The sequence below is a fragment of the Bradyrhizobium oropedii genome (genome assembly GCF_020889685.1).
In the GTDB taxonomy this organism is placed as follows: domain Bacteria; phylum Pseudomonadota; class Alphaproteobacteria; order Rhizobiales; family Xanthobacteraceae; genus Bradyrhizobium; species Bradyrhizobium oropedii.
The window spans coordinates 1-23,222 of record NZ_JACMYO010000136.1 but is presented as its reverse complement, the minus strand read 5'-3'; the positions used below and the strand labels follow the sequence as shown (position 1 = coordinate 23,222).

The window sequence follows — 23,222 nt, the reverse complement described above, 5'->3', positions numbered from 1 at the left end:
CGCGTCATCAAGGTGATCGATCACGGGCGCACGCGCATCCTCGGCATCTTTCGCCGCAATCCCGACGGCGGCGGCCGCCTGATCCCGGTCGACAAGAAGCAGGCCGGCCGCGAGCTCAACATCGCCAAGGCGGACAGCGGCGACGCCGAGGACGGCGACCTGATCAGCGTCGACCTGATCCGCACCCGCAGCTTTGGGCTCGCCTCCGCCCGCGTCAAGGAGCGGCTCGGCTCGATCGCGAGCGAAAAGGCGATCAGCCTGATCGCGATCAACACCCACGACATTCCGCAGGTGTTTTCGTCCTCCGCGCTGCGCGAAGCCGAAGACGCCAAGCCTGCGACCTTGCAGGGCCGCGAGGACTGGCGCGACGTGCCGCTCGTCACCATCGATCCGCCTGACGCCAAGGACCACGACGACGCCGTGCATGCGGAAGTCGATCCTGATCCGAACAACAAGGGCGGCTTCATCGTCCATGTCGCGATCGCCGACGTCGCCTTCTATGTGCGTCCCGGCTCGGCGCTCGACCGCGACGCGCTCCAGCGCGGCAACTCGGTGTATTTCCCCGATCGCGTGGTGCCGATGCTGCCCGAGCGCATCTCCAACAATCTCTGCTCGCTGGTGCCGGGCGAGCCGCGCGGCGCGCTCGCGGTGCGCATGGTGATCGGCGCCGACGGCCGCAAGCGCTCGCACACGTTCCACCGCGTGCTGATGCGCTCGGCTGCAAAACTCGCTTACGCGCAGGCGCAGGCCGCGATCGACGGCAGGCCCGACGACACGACAGGTCCCCTGCTCGATCCGATTCTGAAGCCGCTGTGGTCGGCCTATGAGCTGGTCAAGCTCGCACGCAACGAACGCGACCCGCTCGATCTCGATCTGCCTGAGCGCAAGATCCTACTGAAGGGCGACGGCACTGTCGATCGGGTAATCGTGCCGCAGCGACTCGATGCGCACCGACTGATCGAGGAATTCATGATCCTCGCCAACGTCGCCGCGGCCGAGATGCTCGAGAAGAAGGCGCTGCCGCTGATCTATCGCGTGCATGACGAGCCGAGCCAGGAGAAGGTCCACAACCTCCAGGAATTTTTGAAGACGCTCGACCTGCCCTTCACCAAGCAGGGCGTGCTGCGGCCTGCGCAATTCAACCGCGTGCTGGCGCAAGTCTCGGGCGAGGATTACGAGCCGCTGGTCAACGAGGTGGTGCTGCGTTCGCAGGCGCAGGCCGAATACTCCGCCGAGAACTACGGCCATTTCGGCTTGAACCTGCGCCGCTACGCGCACTTCACCTCGCCGATCCGCCGCTACGCCGATCTGATCGTGCACCGCGCGCTGATCCGCGCGCTTGGCCTTGGCGAAGGCGCCTTGCCGACGGATGAGAGCGTGGAGACGCTGGCCGAGGTCGCAGCGCAGATATCCGTCACCGAACGCCGCGCGATGAAGGCGGAGCGCGAGACCACCGACCGGCTGATCGCGCATTTCCTCGCCGACAAGGTCGGCGCCTCGTTCCAGGGCCGCATTTCCGGCGTGACGCGCGCCGGCCTGTTCGTGAAGCTCGACGACACCGGCGCCGACGGCCTGATCCCGATCCGGACCATCGGCAGCGAATATTTCAACTACGACGAAACCCGCCACGCGCTGATCGGGACGCGCAGCGGCACCATGTATCGGCTCGGCGACGTCGTCGACGTGCGGCTGGTCGAGGCAGCTCCTGTGGCGGGCGCCCTGCGTTTTGAGCTATTATCCGATGGTCAGACAATTCCGCGCGGCAGAAAGCGCGACGGCGGACGGGACGAGCGTCGCGCCGCGGGATTTGGCAAGGGACACAGCAAGGGACCCGGTAAGGTATCCGGCAAGAAGGCGCATAAGGAACGGAAGGCGCGCAACAAGAAGGACCGCAAGCCGGCGAAGCAGAAGTCCGGCAAATCGAAGAGAGGCAAGTCATGGACGTGACACCGCCGACGGTGGTCTGGACTCGCGACGCGGCCGAGCCCGAGAAGCGCGACGTGTGGAGCGCGATGAGGCGCGGGTTCCGCGGCCGTTGTCCGCGTTGCGGAAAAGGAAAACTGTTCCGCAAGTTTCTCAAATGCGACGGCCACTGCCCGGTCTGCGATCTCGATTTCACGCCGCATCGCGCCGACGATCTGCCCGCCTATCTCGTCATCGTCATCGTCGGCCATATCGTGGTACCGACCGCGCTCTGGATCGAGACCAACTATTCGCCGCCGGTGTGGCTGCAATTGGCGATCTATCTGCCGTTCACGCTGTTCGCATCGCTCGCATTGCTGCAGCCGGTGAAGGGAGCCGTGATCGGCTTGCAATGGGCCCTGCGCATGCATGGCTTTGACGAGAATCCCCCTAGCGACATCCCGCCGGTCTAGCTAAACCGGACCACAAGAAGAAATGAAAGGGATGAAATGACTGAAGCCGCCGCACCCGCCGCCGTCGTCCACCAGGGCGAAAAAGAAGCCGATCATCACGCGTATTTCCGGCCGAAGGATGCCGCGACGCTGATCCTGATCGATCGCTCCGGCGCCAAGCCGAAGGTGCTGGTCGGCAAGCGCCACGACAAGGTGGTGTTCATGCCGGGCAAATTCGTCTTCCCCGGCGGCCGCGTCGACAAGGCCGACAACCGCGTGCCGGTCGCTGCACCAATCACGCCGGAGCTGGAAGCCAATCTCCTGAAGGGCAGCCCGAAGATCACGCCCGGCCGCGCACGCGCGCTCGCCAATGCGGCGATCCGCGAAGCCTGCGAAGAAACCGGGCTCTGCCTCGGCCGCAAGGTCGAGAAGTCGCAGAAGCTCGACGGTCCCTGGGCGCCGTTCGCCGACGCCGGTCTGTTGCCCGATCCGTCCGGCCTGTTCCTGATCGCGCGTGCGATCACCCCGCCCGGCCGCGTCCGCCGCTTCGACACCCGCTTCTTCACCGCGGACGCCTCGACGATCGCGCATCGCGTTGAAGGCGTGGTGCATGCCGATGCCGAACTGGTCGAGCTGGTCTGGGTCGAGATCGGCTCCGAGCCGCTCGCCGACGCGCATGCCATGACCAAGAACGTGCTCGCCGAGCTCGACCGCCGTCTCGCCACCGGCCCGCTCCGCCACGACGCGGCCGTGCCGTTCTTCCATTTCTATGGCGGCAAGATGCACAAGGACGTGTTGGGGGCGTGAGGCGCGCACGAACTATCCATTCGTCATTCCGGGGCGCGCCTCTTGGCGCGAGCCCGGAATCCATTGAGCCGCACAACGGTTGAAGAATGGATTCCGGGTTCGTCGCTGCGCGCCGCCCCGGAATGACGATGCTGAGACAACCAGCAAAAACAAAATAATCTTCCGGATGGCGCGCCGCGAAACGCCTTCCTATCTGTTCCGCTAACGACATCAAGAACGGAACGGGGCAATGGCGAAGCGTCAACTCAAGCTCGGCGCATTCATGCGGCCGATCAGCATTCACACCGGCGCCTGGCGCTATCCCGGGGCCTGGCCCGACGCCAATTTCAACTTCGACCATATCAAGCAGCTGATCCGGAAGCTCGAGGCCGGCAAGTTCGACGCCTTCTTCATGGCCGACCATCTGGCCGTGCTGAACATGCCGATCAATGCGCTGAAGCGCAGCCACACCGTGACCTCGTTCGAGCCGTTCACGCTGCTCTCGGCGCTGGCAGCCGTCACCGAAAATATCGGCCTGATCGCAACCGGCTCGACCACCTTCGACGAGCCCTATCACGTCGCCCGGCGCTTCGCCTCGCTCGACCACATCTCCGGCGGCCGCGCCGGCTGGAATATCGTCACCACATCCAATCCGGACGCGGCGCTGAATTTCGGACTCGACGACCACATGGAGCACGCCGAGCGCTACAAGCGCGCCCGCGAGTTCTACGACGTCGTCACAGGCCTGTGGGATTCCTTCGCCGACGATGCCTTCGTGCGCGATGTCGAGTCCGGGCTGTTCGTCGATCCCGACAAGATGCATACGCTCAATCACAAGGGCAAATATCTCTCGGTGCGCGGCCCGCTGAACATCGCCCGCCCGGTGCAGGGCTGGCCGGTCATCGTGCAGGCCGGCGCGTCCGATGACGGCAGGCAGCTTGCGGCCGAGACTGCGGAAGCAGTGTTCACCGGCGGCGGCAGCCTCGCCGACGGACAGAAGCTCTATGCCGACATCAAGGGCCGCATGGAGACGATCGGCCGCGATCCCGAGCATCTGAAGATCCTCCCTGGCGCCTTCGTGGTGGTCGGCGACAGCGTCGAGGAAGCCAAGGAGAAGCGCGCCCTGCTCGACAGCCGCGTGCACTACGACAGCGCGATCGCCTCGCTCTCGGTGATCCTCGGCACCGACGCGTCCGGCTTCGATCCCGACGGGCAATTGCCGCCGATCCCGGAAACCAATGCCAGCAAGAGCGGGCGGCAGCGTCTCGTCGATGTCGCCGCGCGCGACAAGCTCACCGTGCGCCAGCTCGCGCAACGCGTCGGCGGCTATGGCGGGCTCGCCTTTGTCGGCACGCCGCAGACTATCGCCGACCAGATGGAGGAATGGCTGGAGGGGCGCGGCAGCGACGGCTTCAACATCATGTTCCCCTATCTGCCGCAGGGCCTGTTCGAGTTCGTCGACAAGGTCGTTCCCGAATTGCAGAAGCGCGGGATTTTCCGCAGGGAGTACGAGGGACGGACGCTGCGCGAGAATTTGGGCCTGCCAAGGCCAAAAAATCAGTTCTTCGAGGGGTAATCGGCCCGGAATCGGGCTGGTTTTGGCTCGGAAATCCTTGACTTTGAGCGGTTTGCAGCTAGTTTCCCGGCCAAACGCGGGCCGATTTGGCCGGCTCCCGATATCCCCCGATTTTCGAGGTTTTGCACATGGCCAAGGCGGTCACCATCAAGGTCAAGCTCGTGTCGACGGCCGACACCGGCTTCTATTACGTTGCCAAGAAGAATTCGCGCACCATGACCGACAAGCTGGTCAAGAAGAAGTACGACCCGGTCGCGCGCAAGCACGTCGAGTTCAAGGAATCCAAGATCAAGTAAGATCGCTTGCTTTCGGTGTTCGAACGGGGCCCTCGCGGCCCCGTTTTTGCTTTGTAGCTGAGCGTCATCCCGCATGCTTCCCGGGCAAGCCTCGGGCGCAGGGCTCACATGATCGCAAGCTTGGACGAGGGAAACGTCGGCGGCTACTCGGTCGCCTACGGCCGCGAGGACATCTACTTTCCGGTCTATGTCACGGCCGCCCTGGCCGCGATCTTTCTGACCGCGACCTGGATCACCGGCGCGATCTATTGGCTGGCGCCGGCAGCGGCAGCTTGCGGCTTCACCTATTACAACATCCCCCTGCTGGAGGCCGGTCGTCCGACCATCGGGGCCAACCAGTACGGCATCTTCATCCAGGCCTTCGGGCTGATCCGCTGGCGCTCCATCACGCGCATCGAGCTCGTCGAGATCGCCGAGCGCGCGATGACCGTTCACGAGTTGCAGATCGCACTCAGCGGGCCGCTCGGCAGCGCGCTGGTGGCCGATTGGCGCAAGCGGCCGGCCTATCGGCTCCTGATGCGCCTGCCGTGGCGCATGGACCATCGTGGCGTGGTCCGCGTCGATCTCGAGCCATTCGACCGGACGCCCGACGAGATCCACCGGACGTTCCTCAGAATGTGGCGCTACTACCGCAGCTAAAGCGCGACGAGAATTGGTTGAATCGTCATCGCGCTCTAGCTCGTTGTCTGAGCATGATCTTTTCGGAAAACCGCTTCGCACTTTGCGCTAACGCGGCCCTCCGGGTCCGGATCATGCTCTAGCGGCCGCCGAACGCCTCATCGGGCAGATGCGCGTCCGCGATGCGTGCATCTGGATTGTGCGTGATGGTCATGAACCAAACGAGGCTGAAGAACAGCGACCACGCTGTGTTCCAATAGAACCAGTTCATCGGATCACCTCGAACAGCTTTGATCCGCGCCAGCCGGCGAAGATCGCCGGCTGTGCGGAATGCCGCCAAAGTCTACTGCACGACCTCGCCGTGCAGTGCCAGATCCAACCCTTCGCGCTCGATATCCCGTGTGACGCGAAGCCCGACGAAGAGATTGATCACGAACAGGATGATCAGGCTCACGACGGCATCATACACGAAAACCGTCGCGACGCCGATGCACTGATTGAGAAACTGTCCGGCATTTCCCTCCAGAACCCCGGCCGTTCCGCCATACTGCTCGACCGCGAAAACCCCGGTCAGCAGCGCCCCGACGATGCCGCCGAGGGCATGGACGCCGAAGCAGTCCAGCGCATCATCGTAGCTGAACATGCGCTTCAGGCCGGTGCATCCCCAGTAGCAGCAGACACCGGCGGCGATGCCGATGGCGAAGGCGCCGACCGGCCCGACGAATCCGGAGGCCGGCGTGATCGCGACGAGGCCCGCAACGGCCCCCGAGCAGATGCCGACGACGGTCGGCTTGCCCTTCAATGCCCATTCCACCAGCATCCAGGTGAAGCCCGCCACCGCCGTGGCGATCTGGGTCACCAGCATCGCCATGCCCGCCTGCATTCCAGCCGTGACAGCGGAGCCGGCATTAAAGCCGAACCAGCCGACCCACAGCAGCGATGCGCCGATGAAGGTCAGCACCATATTGTGCGCCGGCCCAGTCTCGACGCGCTTGCCGAGCATGATGGCGCACATCAGGCCGGCGACGCCGGCATTAATGTGGACGACGGTGCCGCCGGCGAAATCGAGAACCTTGACATACGCAGCATCGTTACCCGCGGAGAATATGCCGTCGGGCCCCCAGACCCAATGCGCGATCGGCGCGTAGACGAAGATCGCCCACAGCCCGATGAACCAGAGCATCGCGGAGAACTTCATCCGCTCGGCGAACGCGCCGGCGATCAGCGCCGGCGTGATGATGGCGAACGTCATCTGGAAGCAGATGTAGACGGACTCGGGGATGGTCGCGGCGAGTGGATTGGGATTGCCGATGCCACCCTTGCCGATGTCGCTCAGGATGTCCTTGAGGAACATGCGATCCAGGCCGCCGATAAACGGCGTGCCGGCGCGGAACGCCAGACTGTAGGTCAGGACCGCAAACAGGATCGTGACCAGGCAGGTGACGGCGAAGCTGGTCATCACGGTATCGCCGACATTCTTCTTGCGCACCATGCCGCCGTAGAACAGGCCAAGGCCCGGGATCGTCATCATCAGGACGAGCGCGACTGACGTGAGCATCCAGGCGGTGTCGCCGGAATTCGGCGTGCATTTCTCGAGAATCTTGCCGCCGCAGGCCGGCGGCGACGCCGCATCCTCAGCCAGCGCAAGGTTGCTGAACAACAGGCAAAGAGCGGCCACTCCCAGCAAGGCAAACACGATTCTCACGAGCTTCGGGCGCGTGTATGTCGCAGACTCCATCATCGTCCTCCCATCACAAGAAATGCTGGTGTTCGGAATGGGCGCAGTGCGTTCCGGCGTCGGCGACGCTGAAAGCGCGAAGCAGCGAAGTCGCTGCGGCATCAGGCCGGATGCGAGGCACAACGGGCCACTGCTCGGCGGCGCGGCGAAAGCCGTGGTGCGCGGATGGCTGGAGAATGACGGCGACTAGCCTCATCGTGGCCAGCCCTTCCCATAGGTCCCCACGCCGGAACCCGCAGCGACGGCTTCCGGCACGATTTATAGCCAAATTCAATCAAGATTCGTGCCACCGGCGCGTGCCGGTCAACACGTTGAAGACACTGTAAATCCGATCCGCGCACAGAACGGCTTCGCGCTCCACTGCACGTTCTCGCAGCAAGCCATCGATGGAAAAATAGGCAGCAACCGGCGACTGCCCACGAGTGGGGCAGTCGCCGGTTCACCGGGATCAGAAGCTATGCGGCCTTGAGCACCGGCGGTTGCGCCGGCCGGATCAGTGCGAAGGCAAGCTGAATAATGCCGCCGGCTAGGCCGAGCGCGACGCCGATCCGCCAGGCCATCGTGTAGGAGCCGAGCGAGTCGTAGATCACCCCTCCTCCGTAAGCGCCGAGGAAGCTGCCGACCTGGTGGCTCATGAAGGCAAGGCCCTGGATCATCGCCTGCCAACGCAGCCCGAACATCTCGGCCACCGCGCCCGCGACCAGCGGACCGACGCCCATCCAGAGGAAGCCCATGATGGCGCCGAACAGCAGCGTCGTGCCCGGCGTCGCCGGCAGCATGAAGTACCAGGCGAGTGCGAGCGAACGCAGGATGTAGATCCCACCCAGCAGCGCCAGCTTGTTCCAGCGTTGACCGGCCCAGCCGAAGAACAGCGAGCCCAGCACGTTAAAGCCGCCGATCATGCCGAGCGTCTGCGCGCTCAGCATCGGGTCGAGCCCGCAGATCGCCAGATACGACGGCAAATGCGTGGTGAGGAAGACGAGCTGCATGCCGCAAACCATGTAGGCGCAGGTCATCACCACGAAGGATGCGTTGCCGAACGCGGTCTTGGCCGCGGTCGCCGCAGTGGCGTTGCCGATATCATCGGCCGCCGGCTTCGGCAGCGGAATCTTGTCGACGCGACCGGCATACAACGCGGCGGGAATCATCCCGATCGACAAGATCACGAAGCCGGCGAGCCCGACGCGCCAGCCGAATCCTTCATTGAGCATCTGGCCGATCGGCGCCGACAGCAGCGCGCCGAGCGAGCCCGCGGCGGAGACCATGCCGAGCACGGTCGAGCGCACCGTCTCCGACACCGCGCGCGCCGCGACCGACATGGCGATCGCATTCGCGGTGCAGGCGAGCGAAAGGCCGATCAGCACACCGGCGCCGATCATGATGGCGACGAGGCTATGCGCCGTCGTCATCAGCACGAGGCCCGCGATGTAGGCCAGCGCACCGACCACCATGATCGGGCGGAAGCCGTAGCGCACTGTCATCGCGCCCGCGAGGGGCTGCAAGAAGCCCCAGGCGAGGTTCTGCACCGCGAGCGCCAGCGTGAAATGCGATACCGAAATACCGATGTCGTGCGTCAGCGGCTGCATGAAGATGCCGAGGCTCTGCCGCAGCCCCATGCTCAGCGTGAGCATGATGGAGGCACCGATCAGAATGGGAAGCGTGGGACGCAGGACCTGCAACAGGGGCATTGTTCTTGTTCTCCCATGACGGCGCGGCACGAGTGCCACGGCCTGCGATTCACGCATGTTTTGGTTACACAGACCTGTGTACTTAGGCTATACAGGGGACCAACTGTCAAGCGAAGAGGATCACGGCCGGCGCATGGCTTCCCCGCCTCCCAAACAGACCATGAAAGAGCGGATCCTCGAGACCGCCGACAAACTGTTCTACCTGCAGGGCATTCGCGCCATCGGCGTCGACACCATCGCGGCCGAGATCGGTATCAGCAAGCGCACGCTCTACAATCACTTCCCGTCGAAGGACGCGCTGATCGAGGCCTATCTGCAGCACCGCTTCGTGCAGCCCCGTCCCTCGGACAAGCCGCCGGCCGAGCAGATCCTCGCGACCTTCGATTCGCTGGAGCGGCGCTTCTCGGCAAAAGACTTTCGCGGCTGCCCGTTCGTCAACGCGGTGGCCGAACTCGGTCCGGAGGACGAGGGCCGCACCTTCCGGAATATCGCAATTGCGTTCAAGGAAAGCCGCCGGGTCTGGTTTCGCGATCTGCTGCGGCAGCTCGGCGTCGCCGATGCCGAGGGACTTGCGACCCAGCTCACGCTGCTGGTCGACGGCTCGATCGCGCAGGACCTGGTGCGCGACGATCCGGGAATGGCGCGCGCGGCCAAGGAAGCCGCCCGCGTGCTGCTGGCGAATGCCGGGGTCAAGGTCGAGAGCTCCGCGCCTGCCGACAAGAAGCGGGCTAGATAAATCCGGTTGCACTTGGAGGTTCCGTTTGGTTGGTAGCGCTGACCACGCGCGACGGACCGACCGAATATTCCGTCACGCGAGATTGCCGACGACCGCGCGAAGATCCGCGGCACAACAGGGGAACGACCATGGAAGATCTGAAGGTGACGGCCACCGGCTACGATTTCGCGCCGGCGCGCGCCGCCATGCAGCGCTATATCGACAACGATCTCCTCTCCGGTATCTCGTCGGCAGTCATGGTCGGGCGCGAGCTCGTCGACGTCAGCTGCGTCGGATGGGCCGACAAGGAAGCGCAGATCCCGTTGCGCACCGATCATATCTTCAGGGTCTTCTCCAACACCAAGCTCATCACCTCCTGCGCAGTGCTGCTGCTGATGGAGGAAGGCCGCCTTCAGCTCGACGACCCCATCGAGAAATTCATTCCGCAGCTCCGCAATCGCAAGGTGCTGCTGAAGGGCGCGACCTCGCTCGATCAGACCGAGCCCGCGAAGAGCCCGATCACGATCCGCCAATTGCTGAGCCACAGCGCCGGCTTGAGCTACGGCTTCTTCGATCCCGGCACCGTCATCTTCAAGGCGCTGAACGAGCGCGGCGTGCACAATCCGAATACGACCCTGGCCCAGATGGTGGATGTGCTGGCCGACCTGCCGCTGATCTATCAGCCGGGCACGTCGTGGGAATACTCGCTCGCGATCGACGTGATCGCACGCCTCGTGGAAGTCGTCAGCGGCCAGCGCTTCGACAATTTCATCAAGGCACGCATCCTCGAACCGCTCGGCATGGTCGATACCGGCTTCGTCGTTCCCGAACGGGACCAGGGTCGCCTCGTCGCGTACTACGCCGGCGCGGACCTCATGGAGCCGATGAAACCCGGCCTCACCCGCACCGACAATGCGCCCTTCCCCGGCGCCTATCTGCGCCCGATCGCCAGGCTCAATGGCGGCGGTGGCCTGGTCTCGACGCTGCCCGACATGGTCGCACTGATCCGCAGCCTGCTGCCAGGAGGACCGACGCTGCTGAAGCCGGACACGATCGCCGCGATGATGTCCAACCAGTTGCCCGAAGGACAATGGATCCGCTTCGCGATGATGGGTGAACAGCCCGGCAAGGCGCATGGGCTTGCCGGCGGTCTGATCCTCAACCCCTCGCCGATCGATCATCCCGACGCGGCCGGTGAATTCTACTGGGGCGGCGTCGCAGGCACGCAGTGGTGGATTTCGCCGAAGACGGGCACCGCCGGCGTGATGATGGCGCAGCGCCAGATGGCGTTCGTCCATCCGTTCTCGTTCGAGTTCAAGCGGATGGCGTATGACGCGGTGAAGCGCGGGAGATAGCAGGATTTGGTAGCCCGGATGGAGCCAACGGGTCGCGCGAAGGCGCGCCCGATGACAGGCTCCGCGAAATCCGGGCTACGAGATCGCGTTACGCCGCCGCCGAAACCACGCGGTTGCGGCCATCGTGCTTGGCACGATAGAGCGCGGTGTCGGCGCGCTTGAGCACGTCGGAGACCTGCTCGCCCTTGCGCTCCAGCGTGGTGAGCCCGATCGAGATCGTGACCGTGATCCGTTTGCCGCCCTTGTCGACGGCAAACGGCTCGCCCGCGATTGAGCGGCGCAGCCGCTCGGCGACCATGCCGGCGACATGCAGATCGGTCTCGGGCATCACGATCACGAACTCCTCGCCGCCATAGCGGCAGGCGAGATCGATGCCGCGGATCGACTTGCGGATGCGGACGGCGAATTCGCGCAGCACGTCGTCGCCGGCATCGTGGCCGTAGGTGTCGTTGATCGCCTTGAAGTAGTCGATGTCGAGGATCATCAGCGCCAGCGGCTTGCCGCGGATCGAGGCCTGCTCCGCCAGCGTCGCGAGGTGGCTCTCCATGTAGCGCCGGTTGTTGAGGCCGGTCAGCGCATCCGTGATCGCCATCTCGATCGAGTTCTGCACATTGTCGCGCAGATGATCGGTGTAGCGGCGGCGGCGGATCTGGGTGCGTGCGCGCGCCAGCAATTCGTTCTTGTCGACCGGACGCAGCAGATAGTCGTTGACGCCGATCTCGAGCCCGCGCATCAGCCGCGCGTTGTTGTCGGCATCCGAAATCGCGAGGATCGGAACCTGGCGCGTGCGCTCGAGCGAGCGGGCCTGGCTGCACAGGCGCAGGCCGTCGAAATTGTCGAGGCTGAGCGACACGATAAGGAGGTCGTAGTTGGCCTCGGCGGCGTGGAACAGGGCTTCCGACGGATTGGTCTCGACGTCGACGGTGTGCTCGGCGGAGAGGATCGGCGCCAGCTTCTCATAGGACGACGGCCGGTCGTCGACCAGAAGGATGCGGCCGCCCGTGCCCTTGTCGGCGATTGCGCTGCGCTCCGGCGCCTGCATGCCGATCTCGAGCGATGTGATGGCGCGCATGCGCAGCTCATCGGTCATCATCTTCAGCCGCGTCAGGGAGCGCACGCGCGCGATCAGCACGACATCGGACACCGGCTTGGTCAGGAAATCATCGGCGCCGGATTCCAGCCCGCGCACGCGATCGGCAGGACTGTCGAGCGCCGTGACGATGACGACTGGAATGAAATGGGTCGCCGGATTCGACTTCAACCGGCGGCAGACCTCGAAACCATCCATGTCCGGCATCATGACGTCGAGCAGGATGATGTCGCATTCGGCGCGTGCACAGATTTCCAGCGCCTCGGTCCCGTTGGAAGCGGTCAGCACATCGAAATATTCGGCCGACAGACGGGCTTCCAACAGCTTGACGTTCGCCGGAACGTCATCGACGACGAGGATACGCGCGGACATTGCACCACAACTCCCCTATCCGATAAAGCGTCGGACAGTCTCAATAAATTTTCCGACCGAGATCGGCTTGGACAAATAGGCTTCGCAGCCGCCCTCGCGGATGCGTTCTTCGTCGCCCTTCATGGCGAAGGCGGTGACCGCGACCACCGGAATCGTGCGCAGATCGGGATCGTCCTTGATCCAGCGCGTGACTTCGAGGCCGGAAACCTGGGGCAGCTGAATATCCATCAGGATGAGGTCGGGGCGCAGCTTGCGGACGAGATCGAGCGCTTCGAAGCCATTGCTGGTACCCGAAGTCTGATAGCCGTGCGCTTCCAACAGATCGCGAAAGAGCTTCATGTTGAGCTCGTTGTCCTCCACGATCAGGACGGTTTTGGCCATCCCGTCCCTCCCAAACCCAGGAGACGGGCCCGGCTGCGGCACCTCACGCACCGCGCTCGGGACGCGTCGAAAATGTGAATTCAAACTAGCGCCAGAATCGCTCTAACCCGTTAACCCGAAGTCCAACTTCCGTAGCGTGGTTTCCGTTGCTTGAACACACGCGGAAGACTCGGGCATGATGGGTCTCTCAATAGAGACCATAAGTTAACGGAAAGGCAAACCGGCGCGTTGAAAAAGCCTGTTCACAACCCGCGGGAAGTCGCTGAAATCGTTGCGATTCAGGCGCTCGGCTTCATTGCCGGCGATCCCGAGCGGCTGGGCTTGTTCCTGGCTGAAACCGGAATCGGTCCGGAGACGCTGCGGAACGCGGCGTCCAATCCTCAATTTCTTGCGAGCGTGCTCGATTTCGTGATGCGCGACGATGCCACCGTGAAGGCGTTCGCCGCGGCCTCCGAGTTGCACCCGACCAACATCGCTGCCGCCCACCAGGCGCTGGGTGACCCGAGATGGGAGCGCGACGTGCCGTGACGACGGCAGCGGCGGCATCCGACGGCCCCCTCAGTTTCTGCCGAGACTGCCTCGGCGATCTCGATATCAAGGTGAAGCGATGCAGCCATTGCGGCTCGCCGCGGCTGGTACGTCATCGCACCCTGCCCGCACTGGCGCTGGCCCATATCGACTGCGACGCGTTCTACGCCACCGTCGAGAAGCGCGACAATCCTGAGATCGCCGACCGCCCGGTCATCATCGGCGGCGGCAAGCGCGGCGTGGTGTCGGCCGCCTGCTATATCGCGCGCACCTACGGCGTCCGTTCGGCGATGCCGATGTTCAAGGCGCTGGAACTCTGCCCGGATGCGACCGTGATCCCACCGGACATGGCGAAATATGTCCGGGTCGGGCGCGAGGTGCGGCACGCGATGCAGGCGCTGACGCCGCTGGTCGAGCCGCTGTCGATCGACGAAGCGTTCCTCGATCTCTCCGGCACGCAGCGCGTCCACGGCATGATCCCGGCCAAGGTGCTCGCCAAATTCGCCCGCGACGTCGAGCGCGACATCGGCATCACAGTGTCGGTCGGGCTGTCCTGCAACAAGTTCCTCGCCAAGATCGCCTCCGACCTCGACAAGCCCAGGGGCTTCGCCACGCTCGACCAGGACGAGGCGCGCGAGATGCTGGCGAGCAAGCCGGTCGGCTTCATCTATGGCGTCGGCCCGGCGACGCAGGAGAAGCTCGTGCAGCGCGGCTTCCGCGTCATCGCCGATTTGCAGCGCGCCGACGAGAACGAACTGATGAAGCAGTTCGCCAGCGAAGGCCGCAGGCTGTGGCGGCTGGCGCGCGGCATCGACGACCGCGGCGTGGTGCCCGACCGCGGCGCCAAGACCATTTCGAGCGAGACCACCTTCGAGACTGACATCCGCGATTTTGCAGTCCTGGAAAAGCTGCTCTGGAAGCTGTCGGAGAAAACCTCGGCGCGGCTGAAGAGCAGCGAACTCTCCGGCTGCACCATCACGCTGAAGCTGAAGACCGCTGATTTCCGCCAGCGCACCCGTTCGCAATCGATCCAGACCCCGACCCAGCTTGCCGCAAAGATCTTTGCGGTGACGCGCGAGATGCTGGCCAAGGAGATCGACGGTACGGCCTTCCGCCTGATGGGCGCCGGCGTCAGCGCGCTGCGCCCGGGCTCGCAGGCCAACGATTCCGACATGCTCGACCGCCGCTCGGCCCACGCCGAACGCGCGATCGACAATCTGCGCAAGAAGTTCGGCAATGCCGCCGTGATCCGGGGCATTGCCTATGAGGGACCGCAAAAGAACGCGGAGGAGTAAGACCTCCGTCATTGCGAGCGCAGTGAAGCAATCCAGCTTGCCGCTTGCGGCACTATGGATTGCTTCGTCGCTTCGCTTCTCGCAATGACGGAGAGTGTGCCTCTCAATCCGCGACCGCAACCGCCTCGATCTCGATCAGCCACTCCGGAGCCGCGAGCGCGGTGACACCGACGAGCGTAGAGGCCGGCGGCTCCATGCCCTCGAAGAATGCCGAGCGCGCCTTGCCGATGATCGGGCGAAGCTCCGGCTTGTAGCCGACGACGAAGGTCGTGATCTTGACGATGTTGGAATAGCTCGCGCCGGCCGCCTTCAGCGCCGTGCCGAGGTTTTGCATCACCTGGGTCGTCTGCGCGGCAAGATCGCCGGCGCCGACCACCCGGCCCTCCTCGTCCGTGGATACCTGTCCGGAAATGTAGATGGTGCGTGCGCCCGAGGCGACGACGACGTGGGAGTAAGCCGGATTGTGATGCAGGCCGCTGGGGCGAAGATGGTCGAGCTTGCTCATGATGTGCCTCCCTGAGACGCGTGTTTTGCGAAGCGTACTCGCGTCTGAGGGTTCCGGCCAGAGCGGTCTCGCGGGCTTGCCCCGCTGTCGTCCCTGCGAAAGCGGGGACCCATAGCCACAGGGTTGAGTTGTTGAAGGAAGCTGCGGCCCCAACGTCGCGCAGTAATCACGTTCGGTGGTTGGGTCCCGGCTTTCGCCGGGACGACACCGAGTGTGTGGCTACAGCCAGCCCCTCACTTGCAGGGTTTGGAATCCCTGACGTCGAACTTGTCCAGCGCGCCCGAGATCACGAAATCGTTGTAGTCCAGCACCAGCGCGCGGGAGACGCCGTTCTCGTACAGTTCGAACGACATCGCATAGACTGGCGTCTGCTCGCCGTCCTTCGCCCGCGCATCACTGTCGTAATAGCTCACCGTCACCGGCCAGCGCGTCATGGTTTTCATCGCATCGCTCGCCGTCGACGGATCGGGCGATGAGGGCGCGCGGTCGCCTGCGAGCGGCCGGCCGATCACCGTCAGCGTGTTGTAGACCTTCTCGCCATTGTCGGAGCCGTCATAGACGGTCTGCTCGAGCACCGATTTGCCGTCACGGGCGGCAGCGATGATGTGCTGGATCTGCTCGGTCGGGAACACGATCTTGCCGTCGAGATTGAACGTCTTCTTCACCGGCTGGGTCAGCTTCACGGTGATATGATCGCCGACGCGCTCGGCGGTGCCGTCGACCGGGGACGATTCACTGTCGTTCATCCGCGTGTCGATCTTGAAGCGGTAGCTCTTGCCCGACGCATCCTCCCAGGACGATGAGCGCAGATCTGACAGCGTCACCTTGCCCTCGCCGCTGTCGAGTTCGGAGACCTGGCGGAATTCGGAGGTGTAGCCTTCGCAGGAGTTGCCGGAGAAATTGTAGAGGATACGCCCGCGCGCATCGCTGACCGAATTGGAGCCGCGTGATTTCACGAGGCTGAGATCGTACAGCGCCTGATGCGCGAGAAACGGCCCGCTTGCCGCAGCAGCGGCGGACCCATGAACCAGGCCGGATCCTGCGGCTACCGCGATCGTGAGCACCAGGGCACGCGACGGATTCCCAAACGGCAAGGTCATGGTTTTTCCTCAAGGAGGCAGGGATTCGCCACAATAGTGACGGTGGTATTGCGCCGCAACTGGGGCAAGTTTTACAAAATTGCAATGTGCGCAGCGAAAATGCCGTCATTTTCGGCAATTTTTCGTGCGATTCCGCGTGTCACGGCGGCACTCCGCGTACCCTTACAGTCGCTTGCAACCAGCGGCACGATGCGCGAAACAATCGAAACAAACTTGGCCCTGACCGCGTTTCAGGCTTTCGTGCAATCCAATTGGGGAACAAAGATGGCGGGTACCGTCGAACAGAAACTGGCGTCACAGGGCATCACACTTCCTGAACCGACCGCCCCGGTCGCAAACTATGTCCCCTTCGTCCGCAGCGGAAACCTGCTGTTCTTCTCGGGCCAGGTCTGCTTCAACGCCGAAGGCAAGCTGATCGCCAAGGGCAAGCTCGGCGCCGGCGTCACGATCGAGCAAGGCGTCGCCGCGGCGCAGGGCTGTGCGATCAACCTGCTGGCCCAGGTCAAGGCGGCGCTCGGCGATCTCGACAAGGTCGTGCGCGTGGTGCGACTCGGCGGCTTCATCAACTCGGCGCCTGATTTCTTCGACGGACCGAAGGTCCTGAACGGCGCTTCCGACCTGATGGTCGCAGCGTTCGGCGACAAGGGCCGACATGCTCGCACCACCGTCGGCGTTGCCTCGCTGCCGGCGGATGCCGCGGTCGAGGTCGAAGGCGTGTTCGAAGTCTCCTGATCGATGCGTGCCCCTGATTGGCTGACGAAACGGCCGGTCGCTCATCGCGGCCTGCATGATGCCGCACGCGGTGTCATCGAGAACATGCCGGCCGCGGCCAACGCTGCGGTTGCCGGCGACTTCGCCATCGAGTGCGATATCCAGCTCACCGCCGATGGTGAGGCGATGGTGCATCACGACGATGCGCTCGGCCGCCTCACCGAAGGTTCGGGCCTACTGGCGACGAAGACGGCGGCCGAGCTGAAAGCAGTCAAGTTCAAGAACACGTCCGAGCAGATGATGACGCTCGGCGACCTCTGCGCGCTGGTCGCCGGCCGCGTTCCGCTGGTGGTCGAGGTGAAGAGCCATTTCGACGGCGACCGCAAGCTGGTAGCCCGGATGGCCGAGGTGCTGTCGTCCTATTCCGGCCCTGTCGTCGGCATGTCGTTCGATCCCGACCAGGTGCTGGCGCTGCGCGAGATCATGCCGGCCTTGCCGCGCGGCATCACGGCTCAGCGCACCTATGACGACAGCTCATGGACCAAGCTGACGCCGGCGCAGCGCGACGGCATGCTGTATCTGCGCCACGGCTTCAAGACCGAGCCGCATTTCGTTGCCTTCTGGGTCAACCAGCTACCGGCGCCGGCGCCCTGGATCGCCCGCAACGTGTTCGGCTGCCCGCTGCTGGCATGGACCGTGCGGACCGCGGAACAGCGCGAGCGCGCGGCCCGTTACGCCGATCAGATGATCTTCGAGGGGTTTGTGCCGGGAACCTGACATGTTCCTTCGCGGCCTTGAAGTCGTCGCTGCGATGCACGATCTTGGCAAGAGCTGGTTGGGCGTTGGTCAAAGCGTTGGTCGTCATCGGCGATGGCGGAATGCAGAGCATGATCCGGAAGTGGAGCCAGCTGTTCCGGCAAGATCATGCTCAAAAGAGGCACCGGTCTTCATTCTCGATGGCGTCTTCTGAAATTACCCTAGAGGCCGTAGCTGACATCGGCGGCATTCCAGCCGCCGAATGGAACGCCTGCGCCAATCCCAAGGCGGATGCGGACAGCATCCATAACCTCGACACACTGGCCTCGCGCGCTGCCGCAGGCGATTGCCAGACCGCCGCAAGTTCGAGCTATAACCCGTTCGTTTCCCATGCCTTTTTTGCCGCCGCCGAGGCCTCGAATTCGGCCTGCCCACGGACCGGCTGGGGCCCGCGGCATCTGGTGGCGAAACTCGACGGCCGGATCGTCGGCGTCGTGCCGTGTTATCTGAAATCGCACTCGCAGGGCGAATACGTGTTCGACCGCGGCTGGGCCGAGGCCTATCACCGCGCCGGCGGCAGCTATTATCCGAAGCTGCAGGTCTCGGTCCCCTTCACGCCCGCAACCGGGCCGCGGCTGTTGATCCGCGACGGCGTCGACCGCGAGGCGATCGGCTCGGCGCTGGCGCGAGGCCTGCGGGCGCTCTGCAACGCCACTGAAGCCTCCTCCGTGCACGTCACTTTTGCTCGCGAGGACGAGGCAAAATTCCTCGGCGCGCACGGCTTCCTGCAGCGAACCGACCAGCAGTTCCACTGGCACAATCAGGGCTACAAGAGCTTCGACGATTTTCTGGGCTCGCTGAACTCCCGTCACCGCAAGGGCATCAAGCGCGAGCGACGCGAGGCTGTTACCGCCGGGATCACCATCCACTGGCTGACCGGCTCCGATATCACCGAGGACGCCTGGGACGCGTTCTTCGAGTTCTACACGGAGACCGGCTCGCGCAAATGGGGCCGGCCGTATCTCACCCGAGAGTTTTTCTCGCTGATCGGCGAGAGCATGAGCCGGGACGTGCTGCTGGTCATGGCCAAGCGCAACGGGCGCTGGATCGCCGGCGCGATCAACTTCATCGGCTCGGACACGCTGTTCGGCCGCAACTGGGGCGCGATCGAGCACCACCCGTTTCTGCATTTCGAGGTCTGCTACTATCAGGCGATCGATTTCGCGGTTCAGCGCGGGCTCAAGGTGGTCGAGGCCGGCGCGCAGGGCGAGCACAAGCTGGCGCGCGGCTACCTGCCGCAGACCACCCACTCGGCGCACTTCATCGCCGATCCGGGGTTGCGCCGCGCCATCGCCGATTACCTCAAGCGCGAGCGCGATTACGTCGCCGAGGTCGGCCGCGAGCTCACCGAGGCCGGCCCGTTCCGGAAGACCGTCGACGACGACGCTTGACGTTTGGATCGTGACCGGGACATTAGGCCAACAAACTCCGAGGAGCCGCCGCCATGCCCGCCGCCTATGACAACAACAACCCCTTCGCGAAGATCCTGCGCGGCGAGTTTCCCTGCTACAAGGTCTATGAGAACGAGCACGTGCTCGCCTTCCTCGACATCATGCCGCGCTCGCCGGGGCATACGCTTGTGATTCCGAAGGCCCCTGCCCGCAACATCCTCGACATCACGCCCGACGACTACGCCCATGTCGCGCGCGCCGCGCACAAGATCGCGGCCGCCGGAATGAAAGCTTTCGAGGCCGACGGCATCACCGTGCAGCAGTTCAACGAGCCAGCCGGCGGCCAGGTCGTCTTCCATCTCCACATGCACGTGATGCCCCGCAAGGATGGCGTCGCGCTGCTGCCGCCCGCGAGCCACAAGGAAGACGGCAAGGTGCTGGAAGCCAGCGCGGCGAAGCTGATCGCTGCGTTGAAATAGCGGCCTTTCCCCGTCATTGCGAGCGAAGCGAAGCAATCCATCGTTCGGCACATGCGGAACGATGGATTGCTTCGTCGCTGCGCTCCTCGCAATGACGGCATAACCGTAGCCTGCCCCGGAATGACGGCGGCGAGACGTCACTCCGTCTCGAAATCCCCCGACTGCGGCGGCGCCAGCGGCGTGAACTCGCAGCGGTCGGGCTTGACGTCGATCAGCGGCGTCTCGTCGAGGCAGTCGAGGCCGCGCACCAGGATGACGTTGCCCTCGACACCGACCAGCTTCACGATCGAGGTGCCGATCGGATTGGGACGTACCGGCGAGCGCAGCGAGAAGGTGCCGCGGGTGTTGCCGTTGTTCTTCGGGCTTTGCAGCACGATGTCGCGGCGCGACTGGTGCAGCCAGTACAGCACCTCGAGATTCGAGTAGAAATCGACGCCCTTGATCGCGGCGACCCACGGCTCGAAAATCTCGAGCCGGCACACCGGACCGTCATGACGCCCCTGTCGCGGCGTCGCCAGCCGTGAGGTCCAGGGCGTTCGGATGCGGCCGATGAACACAAGCCCGGCGTCGCGCGCCGGCGGCATGTCGACGGCAACCTCGCCCAGGCGCAATTCCATTTCACGTACCATCTGTCAGTCCAATGATATGTTCAGCGCCTTGACCACGCCCGCCCATCGCGCGCGATCGGCATCCACGAATTTGTCGATCTCGGCCTGGCTCTTCGCGCGCAGCGGCGGAAAACCGATCCTGACCAGCGAAGCGCGAAACGCCTCGTCGTTCAAGGCCCGGTCGAGGCTCGCCTTGATCTTGCCGGCGATCTCGTCAGGCACTTTCGACGGCGCAGCGATACCATACCAGACGCTGACCGCATAATCGGGATAGCCGCTCTCGGCGATGGTCGGCAGATCGGGCAAATCGGGGATGCGCGCGGTCGAGCTGACGCCGAGCGCGCGCAGCATGCCTGATTTGACCGGCGGCAGCGCGGTGCCAAGCGTATCGAACATCAGCTGGATGTTGCCTGACAGCAAATCCTGCAGCGCGGGTCCGGCGCCCTTGTACGGCACGTGGGTCATCTCGACGCCGGCCATCTGCTTGAACATCTCGCCGGCGAGATGCACCGTGCCGCCGGTGCCGGCCGAGCCGAAATTGAGCTTGCCGGGATTCGTCTTCGCGTAGGCGACGAACTCCGCGATCGTCTTGGCAGGTACGGACGGATTCACCTCCATGATCATCGGCGCGTCCGTGATCACCGACAGCAGGCGAAAATCCCTCGCCGGATCGTAGGGCAGCTTCTTGTAGAGCAGCGGATTGAGCACGAAGATCGAGGCCGCCGTCACGAACAGCGTGTAGCCGTCGGGATCGGAGCGCGCCACGGCCTCGGCGCCGATCGCGCCCTGCGCGCCTGCCTTGTTCTCGACCACGACCACCTGCTTGAGATCGCGCCCGAGATATTCGCCGACGATGCGGCCCAGCACGTCGGTCGGTCCGCCCGCAGCATAGGGCACTATGAGCTTGATCGGTCGCGTCGGATAGTCGGCGGCATGCACCGGCAACGCCACCGTCAGCAACGCTGTCAGAGCAACAATGAATAGCGATGATGCGCGCCGCTGCATGCCGTTTCCCCATTGTTTTGTTCTTGGGGAATGAGAGTAGCGGATAATGCGCTCGCCGCAATCAGCCGAGCCAGTATTTGCCCGCAATCACGACGACCTCGCCCACGATCACGCCGGCGAAGATCGTTTTCCGCGCCAGCATGAACGCCACAAAGCCTGCGGCGACGGCGCTGTAGCGCAGCCAGTCCGGCACGCTTGCAAGCGCGCCCGGCGGCTGCACCACGATCTGCGCAATGATCCCGGCGAGGATCGCGGTGGCGACCGCCCTCACCCAGACCAGCAGCTCGGAATTCTCGTCGATGCCGCCGCCGAACCACAGGCCGAGCATGCGCCAGATCTGGTTGGGGATGACGCCCGCCACGAACAGGATAGCAAGCGCGTGCCAGTCTCCGATGAAGCCGGTCACGCGCGCGCCCTCACGATGCCCGCCCTCGCCCGGTGCACGGCATAGGCGATGGTCCCCGCGGCGACGCCGCTGACCAGGATATCGACGCCGCTGTTCAGCATCGCGGCCAGCGGGAACAGCAAGAGCCCAAGCACCAGCGCGATGACGTCGGCGAGCTCGCGGCAGTTGCGCGCGGTGGAGAACAGAAACGCAAGCGGCGTCAGCATCAGCATGCCGGCGGCCAATAGCGGTGTGAGGTTGGCCGCGAGCGCATAGCCGATCGTGTTGGCGATCAGGCAGACCGAGACCAGCCCCAGGCCGAGCCCGTGGATGAAGGCGATCCGCCGGTTGCGCGGCACCTGCGGCAGGAAGCGGTAGCATTCGACCCACAGCGTCACCGCGGTGAGATGCGCCACCAGGATCAGATGCCGGCGCTTGGTCTGTTCGGTGCGCATCAACGGTAACACCGAGACCACCATCGGAAACAGCCTGATCGCGCTGACGGTGACCGCGATCGCCGATTGCAGCACGGTGGCGCCGGAGCCGAGCGTCGTGATCACGATGATCTGCGCGGGCCCCGCCCAGACGAATGCCGTGCTCGCCAGGGTCCAGCCCAGCGAGAAGCCGGAATCATGGGCCAGCGCGCCGATGCCAAGATAGGTCGCGAACAGCACGAGCGTCAGCACGGTGGCGCCGATCGACCGCGCGCCCCACAGGAAGGCGCGGAACGAGGTCTGCCATTGCGGAGAATCGAGCGGAGGAAGCGCCACGGGGAGCCGGATGGTTTTGCAATGTCGGCGGCTTAGGGCGCTGACTACGCAGGGTCAAGAAAGAGACGGCACAGCGCTGCTATGCAGTAGCCCCGCGCCCAAACCGTCATTGCGAGGAGCTCGCGACAAAATTGCAAAGCAATTTTGCGCTGAAGCGACGAAGCAATCCATCTATCTATCCGTTCCGCCGAGGCATGGATTGCTTCGCGGAGCCTGTCATCCGGCGGCGCTCTGCGCCGACCGGGTGGCTCGCAATGACGCGGGGAGATCACGCCCGGTTCTTCAGCACGAAGCACGCGCCGCCCGCCTTGCGGATGCGGTTGCACAGGCCGTCGGCCTCGGGGCGCGTGTCGGCGCCGATGCGCACCTGGTAGAACGTCGCGCTGCCGCGGGTGCGCAGCCGCGAACCGAGCAAGCTCGGATCCTGATCGCCGATCACGCTCGACAGCCGCTTCATGGCCCGGGCATACATCGCGAGCGCCTTGTCGCGGCTGAAGCCGGCGGCAAGCTGCACGCCCCATACCTTGGCCGCCGACAGCGTGATATGCTGCTCGAGCCCGGCCACAAACGGATTGGGCGCGCGCTTCAACAGCGCCATCAGCTCGCGGCAGCTCGCGGTCGGCGCACGCTGTGGCATCTTGCCGTTGCGGCCGGCCGCAG

Annotated in this window: 28 protein-coding genes; 16 read left to right on the top strand and 12 right to left on the bottom strand. The window is 64.4% G+C overall.

What is annotated here, in order from left to right; translation table 11 throughout:
• The 6 genes from rnr to H8A95_RS30190 all read left to right on the top strand — a co-directional run.
• Window positions 1-1,947 (top strand): ribonuclease R (rnr, locus tag H8A95_RS30215; protein WP_229186510.1); only part of this gene is annotated, 1,947 nt, incomplete at its 5' end.
• Window positions 1,938-2,375, top strand: a complete 438-nt coding sequence (locus tag H8A95_RS30210; RefSeq protein WP_229186509.1) for a DUF983 domain-containing protein — start codon at window positions 1,938-1,940, stop codon at window positions 2,373-2,375. The genes rnr and H8A95_RS30210, both read left to right, overlap by 10 nt.
• 36 nt (window positions 2,376-2,411) lie before the next feature.
• The gene (locus tag H8A95_RS30205) at window positions 2,412-3,161 is read left to right on the top strand and encodes an NUDIX hydrolase (protein WP_163149870.1); all 750 of its coding nucleotides are present in this window, start codon (window positions 2,412-2,414) and stop codon (window positions 3,159-3,161) included.
• 229 nt (window positions 3,162-3,390) lie between these two features.
• The gene (locus H8A95_RS30200; protein WP_229186508.1) at window positions 3,391-4,716 is read left to right on the top strand and encodes an LLM class flavin-dependent oxidoreductase; all 1,326 of its coding nucleotides are present in this window, start codon (window positions 3,391-3,393) and stop codon (window positions 4,714-4,716) included.
• A 128-nt stretch (window positions 4,717-4,844) separates the two neighbouring features.
• On the top strand, window positions 4,845-5,012 hold the full coding sequence (rpmG, locus tag H8A95_RS30195; RefSeq protein WP_027537094.1) for a 50S ribosomal protein L33: 168 nt from the start codon (window positions 4,845-4,847) through the stop codon (window positions 5,010-5,012).
• A 108-nt stretch (window positions 5,013-5,120) separates the two neighbouring features.
• On the top strand, window positions 5,121-5,651 hold the full coding sequence (locus H8A95_RS30190; protein ID WP_229186507.1) for a hypothetical protein: 531 nt from the start codon (window positions 5,121-5,123) through the stop codon (window positions 5,649-5,651).
• Window positions 5,652-5,769: 118 nt separating this feature from the next.
• Here H8A95_RS30190 and H8A95_RS43695 read toward each other — a convergent pair whose 3' ends face one another.
• On the bottom strand, window positions 5,770-5,901 hold the full coding sequence (locus H8A95_RS43695) for an inositol phosphorylceramide synthase regulatory subunit KEI1 (RefSeq protein ID WP_244485707.1): 132 nt from the start codon (window positions 5,899-5,901) through the stop codon (window positions 5,770-5,772).
• A gap of 72 nt (window positions 5,902-5,973) precedes the next feature.
• On the bottom strand, window positions 5,974-7,290 hold the full coding sequence (locus tag H8A95_RS30185; RefSeq protein WP_338027986.1) for an ammonium transporter: 1,317 nt from the start codon (window positions 7,288-7,290) through the stop codon (window positions 5,974-5,976).
• Here H8A95_RS30185 and H8A95_RS44230 point away from each other — a divergent pair.
• Window positions 7,181-7,558: a hypothetical protein gene (locus H8A95_RS44230; RefSeq protein WP_229186506.1), complete on the top strand. Its 378-nt coding sequence runs from the start codon at window positions 7,181-7,183 to the stop codon at window positions 7,556-7,558. The two genes, H8A95_RS30185 and H8A95_RS44230, sit on opposite strands and share 110 nt — an antisense overlap.
• 265 nt (window positions 7,559-7,823) lie before the next feature.
• Here H8A95_RS44230 and H8A95_RS30175 read toward each other — a convergent pair whose 3' ends face one another.
• Window positions 7,824-9,056, bottom strand: a complete 1,233-nt coding sequence (locus tag H8A95_RS30175; RefSeq protein WP_229186505.1) for an MFS transporter — start codon at window positions 9,054-9,056, stop codon at window positions 7,824-7,826.
• A 133-nt stretch (window positions 9,057-9,189) separates the two neighbouring features.
• Here H8A95_RS30175 and H8A95_RS30170 point away from each other — a divergent pair, with 133 nt between their 5' ends.
• Together H8A95_RS30170 and H8A95_RS30165 are read left to right on the top strand one after the other, a co-directional pair.
• Window positions 9,190-9,792, top strand: a complete 603-nt coding sequence (locus H8A95_RS30170; RefSeq protein ID WP_229186504.1) for a TetR/AcrR family transcriptional regulator — start codon at window positions 9,190-9,192, stop codon at window positions 9,790-9,792.
• A gap of 128 nt (window positions 9,793-9,920) precedes the next feature.
• The gene (locus H8A95_RS30165) at window positions 9,921-11,126 is read left to right on the top strand and encodes a serine hydrolase domain-containing protein (RefSeq protein ID WP_229186503.1); all 1,206 of its coding nucleotides are present in this window, start codon (window positions 9,921-9,923) and stop codon (window positions 11,124-11,126) included.
• Window positions 11,127-11,214: 88 nt separating this feature from the next.
• Here the strand turns inward: H8A95_RS30165 and H8A95_RS30160 are convergent, their stop codons facing one another.
• Both H8A95_RS30160 and H8A95_RS30155 read right to left on the bottom strand, forming a co-directional pair.
• Window positions 11,215-12,588: a PleD family two-component system response regulator gene (locus tag H8A95_RS30160; RefSeq protein ID WP_229186502.1), complete on the bottom strand. Its 1,374-nt coding sequence runs from the start codon at window positions 12,586-12,588 to the stop codon at window positions 11,215-11,217.
• A 15-nt stretch (window positions 12,589-12,603) separates the two neighbouring features.
• Window positions 12,604-12,969, bottom strand: a complete 366-nt coding sequence (locus tag H8A95_RS30155) for a response regulator (RefSeq protein ID WP_016845968.1) — start codon at window positions 12,967-12,969, stop codon at window positions 12,604-12,606.
• Between the two features lie 228 nt (window positions 12,970-13,197).
• Here H8A95_RS30155 and H8A95_RS30150 point away from each other — a divergent pair, with 228 nt between their 5' ends.
• Together H8A95_RS30150 and H8A95_RS30145 are read left to right on the top strand one after the other, a co-directional pair.
• Window positions 13,198-13,497: a DUF3572 domain-containing protein gene (locus tag H8A95_RS30150; protein WP_076858046.1), complete on the top strand. Its 300-nt coding sequence runs from the start codon at window positions 13,198-13,200 to the stop codon at window positions 13,495-13,497.
• Entirely contained in the window at window positions 13,476-14,792 is a 1,317-nt protein-coding gene (locus H8A95_RS30145) for a DNA polymerase IV (RefSeq protein WP_229186501.1), read from the top strand. Before H8A95_RS30150 ends, H8A95_RS30145 begins: the two co-directional genes overlap by 22 nt.
• Window positions 14,793-14,895: 103 nt before the next feature.
• Here the strand turns inward: H8A95_RS30145 and H8A95_RS30140 are convergent, their stop codons facing one another.
• Window positions 14,896-15,297 carry a RidA family protein gene (locus H8A95_RS30140; protein WP_229186500.1) on the bottom strand — a complete coding sequence of 134 codons (402 nt, stop codon included), beginning with the start codon at window positions 15,295-15,297 and terminating at the stop codon, window positions 14,896-14,898.
• A gap of 233 nt (window positions 15,298-15,530) precedes the next feature.
• The gene (locus H8A95_RS30135; protein WP_163154101.1) at window positions 15,531-16,397 is read right to left on the bottom strand and encodes a cell envelope integrity EipB family protein; all 867 of its coding nucleotides are present in this window, start codon (window positions 16,395-16,397) and stop codon (window positions 15,531-15,533) included.
• Between the two features lie 264 nt (window positions 16,398-16,661).
• On the opposite strand from H8A95_RS30135, the gene H8A95_RS30130 reads away from it, so the two are divergent.
• The 5 genes from H8A95_RS30130 to H8A95_RS30110 are packed head-to-tail and all read left to right on the top strand — an operon-like array spanning window position 16,662 to window position 19,794.
• The gene (locus H8A95_RS30130; protein WP_229186499.1) at window positions 16,662-17,129 is read left to right on the top strand and encodes a RidA family protein; all 468 of its coding nucleotides are present in this window, start codon (window positions 16,662-16,664) and stop codon (window positions 17,127-17,129) included.
• A gap of 3 nt (window positions 17,130-17,132) precedes the next feature.
• The gene (locus H8A95_RS30125) at window positions 17,133-17,885 is read left to right on the top strand and encodes a glycerophosphodiester phosphodiesterase (protein ID WP_229186498.1); all 753 of its coding nucleotides are present in this window, start codon (window positions 17,133-17,135) and stop codon (window positions 17,883-17,885) included.
• Window position 17,886: 1 nt separating this feature from the next.
• On the top strand, window positions 17,887-18,078 hold the full coding sequence (locus H8A95_RS30120) for a hypothetical protein (RefSeq protein ID WP_163154107.1): 192 nt from the start codon (window positions 17,887-17,889) through the stop codon (window positions 18,076-18,078).
• A complete protein-coding gene (locus H8A95_RS30115) occupies window positions 18,065-19,315 on the top strand; it encodes a GNAT family N-acetyltransferase (protein WP_229186497.1) in 1,251 nt (416 codons plus the stop codon). The genes H8A95_RS30120 and H8A95_RS30115 overlap by 14 nt, the downstream gene beginning before the upstream one ends.
• 53 nt (window positions 19,316-19,368) lie before the next feature.
• Entirely contained in the window at window positions 19,369-19,794 is a 426-nt protein-coding gene (locus tag H8A95_RS30110; RefSeq protein WP_229186496.1) for an HIT family protein, read from the top strand.
• A 137-nt stretch (window positions 19,795-19,931) separates the two neighbouring features.
• On the opposite strand, the gene tsaA is transcribed toward H8A95_RS30110, so the two are convergent.
• The 5 genes from tsaA to H8A95_RS30085 form a co-directional block, all read right to left on the bottom strand.
• Window positions 19,932-20,423: a tRNA (N6-threonylcarbamoyladenosine(37)-N6)-methyltransferase TrmO gene (gene tsaA, locus H8A95_RS30105; protein ID WP_229186495.1), complete on the bottom strand. Its 492-nt coding sequence runs from the start codon at window positions 20,421-20,423 to the stop codon at window positions 19,932-19,934.
• 3 nt (window positions 20,424-20,426) lie between these two features.
• On the bottom strand, window positions 20,427-21,407 hold the full coding sequence (locus tag H8A95_RS30100) for a Bug family tripartite tricarboxylate transporter substrate binding protein (RefSeq protein WP_229186494.1): 981 nt from the start codon (window positions 21,405-21,407) through the stop codon (window positions 20,427-20,429).
• Window positions 21,408-21,468: 61 nt separating this feature from the next.
• Window positions 21,469-21,813 carry an AzlD domain-containing protein gene (locus tag H8A95_RS30095; protein WP_229186493.1) on the bottom strand — a complete coding sequence of 115 codons (345 nt, stop codon included), beginning with the start codon at window positions 21,811-21,813 and terminating at the stop codon, window positions 21,469-21,471.
• Window positions 21,810-22,562 (bottom strand): AzlC family ABC transporter permease, encoded by a 753-nt coding sequence (locus H8A95_RS30090; protein ID WP_229186492.1) that lies wholly within the window; start codon window positions 22,560-22,562, stop codon window positions 21,810-21,812. The genes H8A95_RS30095 and H8A95_RS30090 overlap by 4 nt, the downstream gene beginning before the upstream one ends.
• Window positions 22,563-22,830: 268 nt before the next feature.
• Window positions 22,831-23,222, bottom strand: a 392-nt coding sequence (locus H8A95_RS30085) for an SPOR domain-containing protein (protein WP_229186491.1), incomplete at its 5' end; no start/stop codon positions are given.